The organism is Pseudomonas sp. RGB (genome assembly GCF_007713445.1).
Taxonomy (GTDB): Bacteria; Pseudomonadota; Gammaproteobacteria; order Pseudomonadales; family Pseudomonadaceae; genus Aquipseudomonas.
This window is the reverse complement of sequence record NZ_VMSH01000003.1, coordinates 212,306-226,478: the sequence shown is the minus strand read 5'-3', so window position 1 is coordinate 226,478 and position 14,173 is coordinate 212,306. Positions and strand designations below refer to the sequence as shown.

At 61.1% G+C, this 14,173-nt stretch carries 13 protein-coding genes; 6 read left to right on the top strand and 7 right to left on the bottom strand.

Annotation, left to right across the window (positions count from 1 at the left end):
• The first annotated feature begins 34 nt into the window (after positions 1–34).
• The 4 genes from gpmI (at position 35) to FPT15_RS08085 (ending at position 5,249) form a co-directional block, all read left to right on the top strand.
• Positions 35–1,561, top strand: a complete 1,527-nt coding sequence (gene gpmI / locus FPT15_RS08100; protein WP_145159893.1) for a 2,3-bisphosphoglycerate-independent phosphoglycerate mutase — start codon at positions 35–37, stop codon at positions 1,559–1,561.
• A gap of 258 nt (positions 1,562–1,819) precedes the next feature.
• Positions 1,820–3,115: a murein hydrolase activator EnvC gene (locus FPT15_RS08095; protein WP_145159891.1), complete on the top strand. Its 1,296-nt coding sequence runs from the start codon at positions 1,820–1,822 to the stop codon at positions 3,113–3,115.
• Between the two features lie 30 nt (positions 3,116–3,145).
• Positions 3,146–4,474 (top strand): S41 family peptidase, encoded by a 1,329-nt coding sequence (locus FPT15_RS08090; protein ID WP_145159889.1) that lies wholly within the window; start codon positions 3,146–3,148, stop codon positions 4,472–4,474.
• A gap of 1 nt (position 4,475) precedes the next feature.
• Entirely contained in the window at positions 4,476–5,249 is a 774-nt protein-coding gene (locus tag FPT15_RS08085) for a divergent polysaccharide deacetylase family protein (RefSeq protein ID WP_145159887.1), read from the top strand.
• 219 nt (positions 5,250–5,468) lie between these two features.
• Here the strand turns inward: FPT15_RS08085 and FPT15_RS08075 are convergent, their stop codons facing one another.
• The 6 genes from FPT15_RS08075 to hisB all read right to left on the bottom strand — a co-directional run bounded on the left by FPT15_RS08075 (position 5,469) and on the right by hisB (position 9,337).
• A complete protein-coding gene (locus FPT15_RS08075) occupies positions 5,469–6,224 on the bottom strand; it encodes an ABC transporter substrate-binding protein (protein WP_145159885.1) in 756 nt (251 codons plus the stop codon).
• 66 nt (positions 6,225–6,290) lie between these two features.
• Positions 6,291–7,061, bottom strand: a complete 771-nt coding sequence (hisF, locus tag FPT15_RS08070) for an imidazole glycerol phosphate synthase subunit HisF (protein ID WP_003171107.1) — start codon at positions 7,059–7,061, stop codon at positions 6,291–6,293.
• A 9-nt stretch (positions 7,062–7,070) separates the two neighbouring features.
• Positions 7,071–7,808 carry a 1-(5-phosphoribosyl)-5-[(5-phosphoribosylamino)methylideneamino]imidazole-4-carboxamide isomerase gene (gene hisA / locus FPT15_RS08065; protein ID WP_145159883.1) on the bottom strand — a complete coding sequence of 246 codons (738 nt, stop codon included), beginning with the start codon at positions 7,806–7,808 and terminating at the stop codon, positions 7,071–7,073.
• Between the two features lie 39 nt (positions 7,809–7,847).
• Positions 7,848–8,105, bottom strand: a complete 258-nt coding sequence (locus FPT15_RS08060; protein ID WP_145159881.1) for a DUF2164 domain-containing protein — start codon at positions 8,103–8,105, stop codon at positions 7,848–7,850.
• On the bottom strand, positions 8,106–8,744 hold the full coding sequence (hisH, locus tag FPT15_RS08055; protein ID WP_145159878.1) for an imidazole glycerol phosphate synthase subunit HisH: 639 nt from the start codon (positions 8,742–8,744) through the stop codon (positions 8,106–8,108).
• Entirely contained in the window at positions 8,744–9,337 is a 594-nt protein-coding gene (gene hisB, locus FPT15_RS08050) for an imidazoleglycerol-phosphate dehydratase HisB (protein WP_003218037.1), read from the bottom strand. The genes hisH and hisB overlap by 1 nt, the downstream gene beginning before the upstream one ends.
• Before the next feature lie 220 nt (positions 9,338–9,557).
• Here hisB and FPT15_RS08045 point away from each other — a divergent pair, with 220 nt between their 5' ends.
• Entirely contained in the window at positions 9,558–10,814 is a 1,257-nt protein-coding gene (locus FPT15_RS08045; protein WP_145159876.1) for an MASE1 domain-containing protein, read from the top strand.
• Positions 10,815–10,852: 38 nt separating this feature from the next.
• Positions 10,853–12,190 (top strand): HdeD family acid-resistance protein, encoded by a 1,338-nt coding sequence (locus FPT15_RS08040; RefSeq protein ID WP_145159874.1) that lies wholly within the window; start codon positions 10,853–10,855, stop codon positions 12,188–12,190.
• A gap of 60 nt (positions 12,191–12,250) precedes the next feature.
• Here the strand turns inward: FPT15_RS08040 and FPT15_RS08035 are convergent, their stop codons facing one another.
• Positions 12,251–13,912: an OFA family MFS transporter gene (locus FPT15_RS08035; protein ID WP_145159872.1), complete on the bottom strand. Its 1,662-nt coding sequence runs from the start codon at positions 13,910–13,912 to the stop codon at positions 12,251–12,253.
• Positions 13,913–14,173 lie beyond the last annotated feature (261 nt).

The following is a 14,173-nucleotide window of genomic DNA, read 5'->3' as shown; positions in this document are numbered from 1 at the left end:
ATTGCCTTCCTTTATTACCGCCGCGAGAGGATCTATGACTACCACGCCTAAACCTTTGGTCCTGATAATTCTCGATGGCTTCGGACACAGTGAAAGCCACCACGACAACGCCGTGTACTCGGCCAGGAAGCCGGTACTCGACCGCCTGAGCGCCACAGTACCCAACGGATTGATCTCCGGTTCCGGTATGGACGTAGGCCTGCCGGACGGCCAGATGGGCAACTCGGAAGTCGGCCACATGAACCTCGGCGCCGGACGAGTGGTATACCAAGACTTCACACGCGTGACCAAATCGATCCGTGACGGCGAGTTCTTCGAGAACCCGGCCATTTGCGCGGCGGTGGATAAAGCAGTTGCGGCCGGCAAGGCCGTGCACTTCATGGGCCTGCTGTCCGACGGCGGTGTACACAGCCACCAGGACCACCTGGTCGCCATGGCCGAGCTGGCCTTCAAGCGCGGCGCCGACAAAATTTACCTGCACGCTTTCCTCGACGGCCGCGACACCCCGCCAAAAAGCGCCCAGTCGTCCATTGAACTGCTCGACGCCACCTTCGCCGCCCTCGGCAAAGGCCGCATCGCCAGCCTGGTCGGCCGTTACTTTGCCATGGACCGCGATAACCGCTGGGACCGCGTGGCACAGGCCTACAACCTGATCGTCGACGGCCAGGCCGAATTCAACGCGGCCACCGCCCAGGAAGGCTTGCAAGCCGCCTATGCGCGTGGCGAGAGCGACGAATTCGTCAAAGCCACCACCATCGGCGAGCCAGTGAAAGTCGAAGACGGCGACGCCGTGGTGTTCATGAACTTCCGCGCCGACCGTGCCCGTGAGCTGAGCCATGTATTCGTCGATGCCGGCTTCAAGGACTTCGAGCGCGCACGCCAGCCAAAGGCCGAGTTTGTGATGCTCACCCAATACGCCGCCAACATCCCGGCCCCGTCGGCCTTCGCGCCAGGCAGCCTGGAAAACGTGCTGGGCGATTACCTGGCCAAGAACGGCAAGACCCAGCTGCGCATCGCCGAAACCGAAAAATACGCTCACGTCACCTTCTTCTTCTCCGGCGGGCGTGAAGAACCGTTCCCGGGCGAAGAACGCATCCTTATTCCGTCGCCAAAAGTCGCCACTTATGACCTGCAGCCGGAAATGAGCGCGCCGGAAGTGACCGACAAGATCGTCGATGCCATCGAGCACCAGCGTTACGACGTGATCGTGGTCAACTACGCCAACGGCGACATGGTTGGCCACAGCGGCAACCTGGAAGCGGCCGTAAAAGCCGTGGAATGCCTGGACCTGTGCGTCGGCCGCATCGTCGACGCCCTGGACAAAGTCGGCGGCGAAGCGCTGATCACCGCTGACCACGGCAACTGCGAGCAGATGTCGGATGAATCCACCGGCCAGGCCCACACCGCGCACACCACCGAGCCAGTGCCGTTCATCTATGTTGGCAAGCGCGACTTCAAAGTTCGGCACGGCGGCGTGCTGGCGGACGTGGCGCCGACCATGTTGATGCTGATGGGGCTGGAGAAGCCGAAAGAGATGACCGGCACGTCGATTCTGGTTTGATCCCCAGCATCACCGCAAAACAGTGTGGGAGGGGGCCTGCCCCCGATTACGGTGGGTCAGCTGACACAGAGGTGGCTGATACACCGCTATCGGGGGCAAGCCCCCTCCCACATTGGATCTCCTGTGTTTGGTAGATATCTTTTCGCCATACCAACGCCACTCGGCACCTATCTTGCCTTCCAGCCCGAATTGGGCGTTTTTTTTGCGGCGCTTGGCGGGCATACTAGGCCGTCCCTTTCCCTGGTGTCGCCCGCCTCTATGCTTCGCGCCTTGATTACCCTCGCTCTAGTCTGCCTGCTCCAACCGGCATTTGCCGATGAGCGCGCACAAACCCAACAACAGTTGGACGCTACGCGTCAGGACATTACCGAGTTGAAGAAACTGCTCGGCAAGCTCCAGGAAGAGAAATCCGGGGTGCAGAAAGACCTGCGCGGTACCGAAACCGAAATGGGCAAGCTCGAGAAGCAGGTCCAGGAGCTACAAAAAGAATTAAAGAAGAGCGAGTCGGAACTGGAGCGACTCGACGCTGAGAAAAAAAAACTCCAGAGCGCACGCGTTGAACAGCAACGCCTGATTGCGATCCAGGCCCGCGCCGCGTACCAGAGCGGCCGCCAGGAATACCTCAAGCTGCTGCTCAACCAGCAGAACCCGGAAAAATTCGCGCGCACCCTCACCTATTACGACTACCTGAGCAAGGCACGCCTGGCGCAGTTGAAGGGTTTTAACGAAACCCTGCGCCAGTTGGCCAACGTCGAGCAGGAAATCGCCGACCAGCAATCGCAACTGCTCGACCAGAAAACCGCCCTCGACACCCAGCGCGACCAGCTGGACAAGGTCCGCAAAGAGCGCCAGCTAGCCCTGGCCAAGCTCAACGACGATGTGAAGGCCCGCGACGCCAAACTGCAGGCCCGCGAGCAAGACCAGGCTGACCTGGGCAAAGTGCTCAAAACCATCGAGGAAACCCTGGCTCGCCAGGCACGTGAGGCCGAAGAAGCGCGGCAGAAAGCGCTGATCGCCCAGCAGGAAGCGGAAAAAAAGCGTCAGCGTGAAGCCGAACTGGCCGCCACCACCGACGCTCCGGCCCCACGCAAACCGGCGCGCGCAGCGCCTGGCCCGCTGGTTTCCAGCGCCGGCGAGTCGTTCGGCGGACCTTTTGCTTCAGCGCGTGGAAAACTTCCATGGCCTGTTGATGGTCGACTACTGGCACGCTTCGGTGAAACCCGAGGTGACGATACCCGCGCCAAATGGGACGGGGTCATGATCAGCGCCGCCGCCGGCAGCCAGGTTCATGCCGTTCACGGTGGGCGCGTGGTGTTTGCCGATTGGCTGCGCGGCGCCGGTTTGTTGGTGATTCTTGACCACGGTAATGGCTATTTGAGCCTTTACGGCCACAATCAGACTTTACTCAAGTCGGCAGGTGATGTTGTAAAAGCCGGTGAATCCATCTCCACTGTCGGTAACAGTGGTGGCCAGGACACTCCGGCGCTGTACTTCGCTATTCGTCAGCAGGGCCGCCCGAGCGACCCTGCACAATGGTGCCGTTCCCAAGGATAGGGCCGCATCTACATTAGGAGTTCGTTCGACATGCTGCATTTGTCCCGCCTCACTTCGCTGGCCCTGACGATCGCCCTGGTGATCGGCGCGCCTCTGGCTTTTGCCGACCAGGCCGCTGGGGCTGCACCCGCCGCCACGACCGCGACCACGGCTGCGACCACCAAGGCCCCGCTGCCGCTGGACGAGTTGCGCACCTTTGCCGAGGTCATGGACCGGATCAAGGCAGCCTATGTCGAACCCGTAGACGATAAAACCCTGCTGGAAAATGCCATTAAAGGCATGCTCAGCAACCTCGACCCGCACTCCGCTTACCTGGGCCCGGAAGATTTTGCCGAGTTGCAGGAAAGCACCAGCGGCGAGTTCGGCGGCCTGGGCATCGAAGTCGGCTCCGAAGACGGCCAGATCAAAGTGGTCTCGCCGATCGACGACACGCCGGCGTCCAAAGCTGGCATCCAGGCTGGCGACCTGATCGTGAAGATCAACGGTCAACCGACTCGCGGCCAGACCATGACCGAAGCTGTCGACAAGATGCGTGGCAAGCTCGGCCAGAAAATCACCCTGACCCTGGTGCGCGACGGCGGCAACCCGTTTGACGTGACCCTGGCCCGCGCGACCATCACGGTCAAGAGCGTGAAGAGCCAACTGCTGGAGTCCGGCTACGGCTACATCCGCATCACCCAGTTCCAGGTCAAGACCGGCGACGAAGTGGCCAAGGCCCTGGCCAAGCTGCGCAAAGACAACGGGAAGAAACTCAACGGCATCGTGCTCGACCTGCGTAACAACCCGGGCGGCGTGTTGCAGTCGGCGGTGGAAGTGGTCGATCACTTCATCACCAAGGGTCTGATCGTTTACACCAAAGGCCGCATCGCCAACTCCGAGTTGCGCTTCTCGGCCACCGGCAATGACTTGAGCGAAGGCGTGCCACTGGCAGTGCTGATCAACGGCGGCAGCGCCTCGGCGTCGGAAATCGTCGCCGGTGCCCTGCAGGACCAGAAACGCGGCGTGCTGATGGGCACCACCAGCTTCGGCAAAGGCTCGGTACAAACCGTGCTGCCGCTGAACAATGACCGCGCATTGAAGATCACCACGGCGCTGTACTACACGCCGAACGGCCGTTCGATTCAGGCGCAGGGCATCGTCCCGGACATCGAAGTGCGTAAAGCCAAGATCACCAACGAGATCGACAGCGAGTACTACAAGGAGGCCGACCTGCAAGGTCACCTGGGCAATGGCAACGGCGGTGCCGACCAGCCAACCGGCAGCGGCGCCAAAGCCAAGCCGATGCCGCAGGACGACGATTACCAACTGGCCCAGGCGCTGAGCCTGCTGAAAGGCCTGAGCATCACGCGCAGCCGTTGATATGCGTTTTGCCCTGATCATCGCCTTGTTGTGCAGCCTGGCAGGCGTCGCCCACGCGACGCCTGACGGCGAGCCACACAAAGCCTACCTGACCCTCATCATCGACGACCTGGGGCAAAACCTGCCTCGGGATCGTCGCGTGCTGGGCCTGCCCGGGCCGGTGACCACGGCGGTGATGCCGGACACGCCCCACGCCGCCGAATTCGCCCGCGAAGCGCACAAGGCCGGCAAGATTGTGATCCTGCACATGCCCATGGACCCGGCCACCGGCCCGTTCGCCTGGCACCCCGAGCTGCCGATCGAAGAACTCGGCAAACGCCTGGACGCCGCGTTCAAGGCCGTGCCCTACACCGCTGGCATCAACAACCATATGGGCAGCCGCATGACTGCCCAACGGGACGCCATGGCCTGGTTGATGGGCGAGCTGCAGCGGCGTAACAAGTTCTTTGTCGACAGCCGCACCAGCGCGCAGACCGTCGCCGCCGCCGAAGCGCAAAAGATTGGGTTGGCGCATGTCTCGCGGGATGTATTCCTCGATGACGAGCGCACCGAGGCGGCCATTACCACGCAACTGCAAACCGCGATCAAGCTGGCGCACAAGCAGGGCTCGGTGGTGATGATCGGCCACCCTTATCCGCAGACGCTGGCGGTGCTGGAGCGCGAGTTGCCCAAGCTCAAGGCTCAGGGCATCGACTGGATTGATATCAAGCTGATGATCAGCGTGCGCGGCAATCAGGCCATGGCCGGGCATGGCAAGAACGGTCAGTACCGATAGATCAGATGGCGACCTACCCCTGTGGGAGCGGGCTTGCTCGCGAAAGCGGTGGGTCAGTCAGCAGATTCAGTGACTGACACAAGGCTTTCGCGGGCAAGCCCGCTCCCACATTTTTGACCGTGGTTTTCCCGCTGATTGCAGTGCGCCGCATGGGTGCATTTGAAATGCAGTATTACCTGTGGGAGCTGGCTTGCCTGCTCACACAGTAATTCTTGCCCGTTAGAGGTAGCGCGCCATGATCTCGTCGACCACGCCGTCTTTGCGCAGCTGATCCAGCGCGGCCTGAAGCTTGGCGACCAGCTCGTCCGGTACGTCCTTGTTCAGCGCAAGGTAGAGTTGCGCGCTATTGAAGCGCAACACGGTCTTGAGCCCCGTCACGCCCACCTGACGCGCCAGGTAACGCCCGGCGGGATCACCGGTGGCCCACAGGTCGATCTGGCCATCCAGGAGCTTTTGCGCGTTGTCCTGGTCGCGTAATACCACCAGTGGGTTGAGGCCTTGCTTTTCCAGCGTATCGGCAATGGCGTCGCCTTTGTAGGCGCCGATCTTGTAGCGGCGCGCATGCTCCAGGTCATCCAGCTGGATCTTGCTGTCGGCCTTGGCCAGCAACACCCAATCGTCCGGGCCGATGGGGCCGACCCATTTGAACAGGGCTTCACGGTCCGGCAGGCGCGCCATCACGAATACGCCATAACCAGGTTTTTCAAGGGCGAGTTTGTAGATTCGCTCCCAAGGAAAACGCAGGGTCAGGTTGTAGGAAATGCCAGCACGCTTGAAGGTCTCGCGCACGATGTCCACGGCGATGCCTTCGATGTTCTCGTCTTTGGCGAAGTTCTTGCCGTTTTTTGCCATGTTGTACGGCGGGAAGTTTTCCGTCAGCAACACCAAAGAGGCGTCAGACGGTTCTTCGGCACGGGCCGAACCTGCCAAAAGCATGGAAGAACTGGCGAGGGCGAGCAGCAGGTGTTTGAACATGAAAGTTACCGGAATCCATGGCAAGCGCAGAGAGTGCCGCGCGCTCGCCATGGTGTCCAGCAGCGTTTAGCGAACGACGATACCGCGCGCCGCCATGTAGGCCTTGGCCTCCGGAACGGTGTATTCGCCAAAGTGGAAAATACTCGCCGCCAGCACCGCGCTGGCGTGGCCTTCGATCACGCCGTCGGCCAGGTGCTGCAGGTTGCCGACACCGCCGGAGGCAATGACCGGAATGCCCAGCGCATCGCTGATGGCGCGGGTCACGCCGAGGTCGAAGCCGTTTTTCATGCCGTCCTGGTCCATGCTGGTCAGCAGGATTTCACCGGCGCCCAGGCCTTCCATCTTCATCGCCCACTCCACCGCGTCCAGCCCGGTGGGTTTGCGACCGCCGTGGGTGAAGATCTCCCAACGCGGGGTTTCGCCAGGCCCTGAGACTTTCTTGGCGTCGATGGCGACCACGATGCACTGCGAACCGAAGTGCTGCGCGGCTTCGCCGACAAACTCCGGGTTGAACACGGCGGCGGTGTTGATCGAGACCTTGTCCGCGCCGGCATTGAGCAGGTTGCGGATGTCTTGCACGGTGCGAACGCCACCGCCGACGGTCAGTGGGATAAACACCTGGCTGGCCATGCGCTCTACGGTATGCAGCGTGGTGTCGCGGCCGTCGACGCTGGCGGTGATGTCGAGAAAGGTAATCTCGTCGGCACCTTGCTCATCGTAGCGACGGGCGATTTCCACCGGGTCGCCGGCGTCACGGATGTTCTCGAACTTGACGCCCTTGACCACGCGACCGTTGTCGACGTCCAGGCAAGGGATGATGCGTTTGGCCAGCGCCATGGTCAGTCCTCAGCCGTTGTAGGCATCGCAGTAAGCCTGGGCTTCGGCGACGTCCAGGGTACCTTCATAGATCGCGCGACCGGTGATGGCGCCGATGATGCCAGGCGCCTTGGCGTCCAGCAGCGACTTGATGTCGCCCAGGTTGTGGATACCACCGGAAGCGATCACTGGAATATTGGTGGCGGCAGCCAACGCGGCGGTGAACGGCACGTTGCAGCCCTGCATCATGCCGTCTTTGGCGATGTCGGTATAAACGATGGCGGACACGCCGTCGGCTTCGAACTGCTTGGCCAGGTCGATCACTTGCACGGTGCTGATTTCAGCCCAGCCGTCAGTGGCGACAAAACCGTCTTTGGCGTCCAGGCCGACAATCACCTTGCCCGGGAATGCGCGGCAGGCCTCGGCAACGAACGCCGGGTCTTTCACGGCCTTGGTGCCAATGATCACGTAGCTCACGCCAGCCTTGACGTAGTGCTCGATGGTTTCCAGGGAGCGAATGCCGCCGCCGATCTGGATCGGCAGGTTCGGGTAGCGCTTGGCGATGGCGGTCACCACCTCGCCGTTGACCGGCTGGCCTTCGAAGGCGCCGTTCAAGTCCACCAGATGCAGACGACGGCAGCCACCTTCTACCCATTTGGCAGCCATGCTCACCGGGTCATCGGAGAACACGGTGGAGTCTTCCATGCGGCCTTGGCGCAGGCGTACACAAGCGCCGTCCTTGAGATCGATAGCGGGGATAATCAGCATCTGGCAAACCTTATTCGATATTCAGCAATGCTTGGGAAATCAGGGTTTCTCAAGCGACCACAAGTCGCTTTCGATGCTTTCGAACCTTTCTTTAAGGAGCGTCTGCGCGTCGAAAATCGCCCTGTTGTAATAGTGCGGCGCCACTTCGGTGGTGAACAACTCAAGAATCTCGGCAACCTCGAACGAGCCCAACTTGAGCTCGAAGCGGTCCTCCATGAAGCGCTTGATCTTGAGGGTAGCCTCACTCTCCTGCTCGGGGGTGAGGTTCAAGATCGGCTGCTTCGGCTTCCTGGCCATTTACCAGCGACCATCCCAGGCGGCGAAGTTCTGCAGCAACTGCAGGCCATGGGTATGGCTCTTCTCCGGGTGGAATTGCACCGCAAAACGCGAACCTTCGGCCAGCGCTGCGGCGAAGTCGACGCCGTAGTGCCCGCCACCGACCACCTGACGCGGGTTACCGGCGGCGATGTAGTAGCTGTGCACAAAGTAGAAGCGCGCCATGTCCGGGATTTCGTGCCACAGCGGGTGGTCGACGGTGCGGCGCACCTCGTTCCAGCCCATGTGCGGGACTTTCAGGTGTTCACCGTCTTCGTGCAGGTCCTTGCCAAAGAACTTCACCTGGCCTGGAAACAGGCCGATGCAGTCAACGCCGTCGTTTTCCTCACTGCTGTCGAGCAAGGCTTGCATGCCCACGCAGATGCCGAGGAACGGACGGTCCTGGCTGACTTCGCGTACCAGGCTGTCAAAGCCCAGGCGACGTATCTCGGCCATGCAGTCGCGAATCGCGCCAACACCAGGAAATACCACCCGGTCAGCTTCGCGAATCACGTTGGCATCACTGGTGATCAGCACCTTGCCGGCACCTACGTGCTCGAGGGCCTTGGCCACCGAGTGCAGGTTACCCATGCCGTAATCGATAACCGCGACCGTCTGCATTACAGAACGCCCTTGGTCGAGGGCATTTGCCCGGCCATGCGGTCATCCAGCTCCACGGCCATGCGCAGCGCGCGGCCGAAAGCCTTGAACACGGTTTCGATCTGGTGGTGGGTGTTGGTGCCGCGCAGGTTGTCGATGTGCAGGCTGACGAGTGCGTGGTTGACGAAGCCCTGGAAGAATTCCTGGAACAGGTCAACGTCAAAGCCGCCCACGGTGGCGCGGGTATAGGGCACGTGCATCTGCAGGCCTGGGCGGCCGGAGAAGTCGATAACCACACGCGACAGCGCTTCATCCAGCGGAACATAGGCGTGGCCGTAGCGGCGGATGCCTTTTTTGTCGCCGATGGCTTTGGCAAATGCCTGGCCCAACGTGATACCGACGTCTTCCACCGTGTGGTGGTCGTCGATATGCAGGTCGCCCTTGCTGACGATATCCAGGTCGATCAGCCCGTGACGGGCGATCTGGTCCAGCATGTGCTCAAGAAAAGGTACACCGATATCAAATCGGGCCTTTCCGGTGCCATCCAGGTTGATCGAGGCTTTGATCTGGGTTTCCAGAGTGTCGCGCTCGACGGACGCCTTACGTTCGGCCATCACCAGCTCCGCAAAATCATTGGGCGAAAAAGGCAGCCATTATAGGGGCGCGGGCGCTAAACAGAAACATCGAAGGGGATAAGACTGATGGAGTGTCGGCGCTAGACATGTGCGTACAAGTGCATGCTCCAGGATGGTGCGCCCGGCATATTAGCCAAATGCCAGCGCCGGCTTCGCTGTAACATGAGCGCTACGTTTAAAACCTGATGAATACTGAACAGTGACGATACCCAGAGTCTTACGGCGCAGCGGCATTCTCCTCCTGTGGGCGTTGACCTATTACGTGACCGGCATGGCCTCCCTAGCCTTTGATGACCCCGTCTCGAAGATGGCGATTATCTGGTTCCCGGCGGGCGTCTCGGTGTCGGCCTTCCTGAGCTCGCGCCGTGCGCACTGGCCGATGCTGTTCCTTGTGTTGTTGATTGCGCGGGTGCTGCTCGGTGCGCACGGCTGGGAGGAGTCACCGGCCGCCATCGCGCTTTCGGCTGAGGCGCTGGCAGGTTCGATTGCCATTGCCTGGCTGGTACGGCGTTTCGCGCGCCGTGGCGACGACCTGCACGCCATCGTGCTGTGGTTGCTGGCGACCGTGGCCATTTGTGGCGTGCAGGCGCTGATCAGGAAGGGCTGGTTGATGCTGGCCGGGGAAACATCACCCCATACGCTGATGACCAACTGGATGTCTGGCGTTAATGGCGTATTCTTTGCGACCGTCGTGGTCATGAACGTGCTGAACAGCAACTTGCGCGAATTTCCCGTCAGCGCACGGGAGAAACTCGCCGGCGCCGGGTGGCTGCTGCTGCTCGCATTAAATACCTGGTACGTCTTCGGGGCCGCGCCGCACTGGCTCACCAGCATGCTGGACACCGATGCCGGCGCTGCGGTGTATTTCATCCTGGCCTGCCTGCCGATCGCCCTCGCCCTTGCCGTTTGCGTGACCTGGCGCAGCCCTGGAGGCTCAATCGCGCTGCTGGTGCTGGGCAGCATCGTGGTCAATTACACCGATCAGAAGACCGGGCCGTTTTATGTGCCGGGCCTGCTCGAAGGCGAGCCTTTGCTGCTTGCGCAAAGCTACTTGTCCATTACCGCCCTGCTGGTGGTGGTGATACGCCTGATGACGCAATCGGCCAGGCCCTACGACCCGCAAACCGGACGGCTGGGGGGCGACGGCGTGATGTACCAGTTGCATCCCGAAACAGGCGACATCCTCTGGGACGACAACCTCGATTCGCTGCTGGATATCGGCACCCGGCCCCTGGGCACCATTGAGCAGGTGCTGGCGCGCGTGCACCCCGATGACCGCGAAAAACTCAAACAGCACTGGTCGCCGGACACCCGTACCCACGCCTCATCGCTGGCCTTTCGCATCGACAAAGGCAACGGTGACTGGCTGACCCTTTACGACCAAAGCCCCGGCGCCATGCGCGATGCCAGGGGCCAAGTATTTGTCGGCAACTGGCAAAGCAGTCGCTATTCCTGAACGTTTGCCGATCAGCGTCTACCTGTACGAGTACTTTCATGATTCAGATTGCTTTACTGCTGTTCGGCGTTGAATTCGTCCGATCCAAATTCTGGTTTCTCGGCCTGATCGGTATCGTATGGGGCGTGATGGGCGTTGGCGTGATGATCGACGGCCTGGATGGCGAGTTGTACTTTCCGCTGCGCGCGTTCGGCTTGCTGTTGCTGCTGGAAAGCATTGTCACCCTGAGCGTGGCCGCCAGCGGCGTAGGTACTCAGCGCGCCGTGCTGTATTTCAAGGGCGGGATTTGCTTTTTTGTCGCGGTATTGATTCTTGCCGACAAGGTCTACAGCAACCTGCTGCTGGCGATCATTTTTGGCTTTACCTACTTTGTGATCGGCCTGCTGACCATCACCTCGGCCTGGGTCGTCAGGTTCCCGCGCTGGCGATCATCGTTGATCAGCGGCGGCGCCCAAGTGGTATTCGCCGGGTTGCTGGTCAGCCCGTACCCCATCGCCAACAGTGCCACCGTGTCTTTTTTTCTTGGCGCGCTGATGATCGTCAGCGGCCTGAACACGGTACGCATTGCGCGTCGCGTCAGGCGATTGCGCCATGGCACCTCGACGTTCGAGCTGCTTGCGCCCAGGGATCTGCTATCGGATTTCAAGAAGCTGCCGCCGCAGGAACCGCCGCCGCAGCCTGAGCCGGAGCCTGCCTGCACCGATCCACTGGTGGTGCATATCTGGACGCCGGAAGGCACCGCCAGCGCAACCACCATTCCCCGCCCGATCATCAATCGCTACATCGCGGCCGTGGACGCACAAGGCGTGATTTCAACCGGGCACGCTGCCCTTGAACTGTCGCCGTCGGTGTACCTGAGCCTGTATCCGGTTGCAGACATCGATCGCTCACCGTCAGAGTTTTTCCGCATTCTCAAGGCCACTCGCAACAATGACGTGCCCGGCACCTTCCAGCCGGACTACGCCACCGAAGTGGCCAACTGGTGCGATTCGGACCGCAAGATCATTTTTCACCGGTACAGCCGCAAGGCGTTGATTGAGTTTTCCAATAACTATCGCCAACAGGCCACTTACAACCTGACCTACCGCAACTGCTCGAGCAGCGTGGCATTTGCCTTGGAAGCCTCGATGGATGGGGTATTGGCGGAACGGTCGCGGCGCTGGCGCTCGGTGTTGCAGACCCTGCTCATGCCGGAACTGTGGATTGCCGCGCAAGTACGCAAGCGCGCCATGACCATGGCCTGGACACCCGGCCTGGTGATGGATTACGCCCGAGCCTTGCGGGTAATCGTGCATCCGGTGCCACGGCCATGGTTTCAACGCATCCCATGGCGCGGTCAATCAACCAGAGCCTTGCCTGACAAGAAGCAGGATTAGCCCGCTCTGGCTGCCCGAGGCCCGCTCACCTTGCATGAGCGGGCACTGCGCAACGGTTTATCAGTGGAACAATACCGCGGTCTTCTGCAGGGTCACCCACACACCCCACGCCAACGGAATGCCCACCACCAGCCACGCCACGATAGCCAATGGCACGCTGGCGGAAGAAGCCTTCCACTCCAGCGACGTAGAGGCAGTGGCGCCTTTGTCATGGCCCAGCGCCTGTTCGGCAGCCAGTTCCGCGTCGGTCATGAAGTACTTGTCGGCCACCGGGCGCACCAGCAGGTTGCAGATGAAGCCCAGCACCAGCAGGCCGGCGAGGATGTACAAGGTGATGTCATACGCCGCGGCACGTTCAACGCCGATGCTCAGCTGATACTCACGCAGGTAGTTGACCAGCACCGGGCCCAACACGCCCGCCGCCGCCCAAGCGGTCAACAGGCGACCGTGGATCGCGCCGACCATCTGGGTGCCGAACAGGTCGGCCAGGTACGCCGGAACGGTCGCAAAACCGCCGCCGTACATCGACAGGATGATGCAGAACGCCGCCACGAACAGCGCCACGTTGCCCAGGTGCCCCAGATTCGGGATCAGCGCATAGAGGGCAAAGCCCAGGGCGAAGAACACGAAGTAGGTATTTTTACGGCCCAGGTAGTCGGAGAACGACGCCCAGAAGAACCGCCCACCGATGTTGAACAGGCTCAACAAGCCGGTGAAGCCTGCGGCGATGGCCGCGATGGACGCCAATTGCCCGGCATCCAGCTGGCCGAACGGCACATCAACACCCAGCAACTTGCCACCGAACACTTCCTGCAGCAGCGGCGACGCCATGCCGAGAATGCCGATACCGGCAGACACGTTCAGGCACAGCACCAGCCACACCAGGCGGAATTGCGGGGTTTTCCACGCCACGTTCACGTGAACGTGACGGTGGGTGATCATCGCATTGCTGGCTTTTTTCGCCGGCGCGGTCCAGCCCTCAGGCTTCCAGCCGGTTGGCGGAACGCGGTACGACAGCGCGCCGCCAATCATGAACACGAAGTAGATCACGGCCATGACCACGAAGCTCTGCCACACGCCCACGCTTGTTGGCGAAGCAAAGTGGCCCATCAGCGCTGCGGCCAAGGGTGCACCGACCATTGCGCCGCCGCCAAAGCCCATGATCGCCATGCCGGTGGCCATGCCGCGTTTGTCCGGGAACCACTTGATCAGGGTCGACACGGGCGAGATATAGCCCAGGCCCAGGCCGATACCGCCGATCACGCCGGAGCCGATCCACATCAGCCAGATCTGGTGGGTATAGATGCCCAACGCCGAGATCAACAGACCGCCACACCAGCACAAGGCCGATACAACGCCGGCCTTACGTGGCCCGGCATGTTCCAGCCAGCCGCCCCAGATCGCTGCGGAGCAACCCAGGAAGATGAAGAACAGCGTGTAGATCCAGCCCAGCATGGAGATGGGCCAGTCGCACTGGGACGAGAAGACTTGCGTGATGAAGCTCATGTCCGGCGCGCAGGCGACCGGTGCCGTGATACCCAGCGCTTTGGACAGCGGCAGCCAAAACACCGAGAACCCGTAGGCCATGCCGATGCAGAGGTGGATGGCCAGGGCGGCCGGTGGAACCAGCCAGCGGTTGAACCCTGGCTTGGCGATAATGCGCTCCTTGGACAGGAACGCAGGCTGTGCGGCAGTACTACCAGCCGCAGTGCTTGTGCTCATTGGTGTTTCCCCCAGTTATTAGTATGTGTCCGTCAGGCGCTCTCTCCCTCGGCCTTGCACGCAGAGCGTTAGCCGTTGTTGTCGAGTAAAGCTCCTTTTAAGCGCGACGCTGTGTCGCAGACGACAGACGAACCCGCGCAGATTAGCACCAGTGGATGACAGAAAAACCAAACTGATATCACCTTTTTCACGCAACCTGCTCTGTTGGGCGGCAAAATCCGATTTTGCTGCGTCTAGATACAATGTAACGATGCATGAACT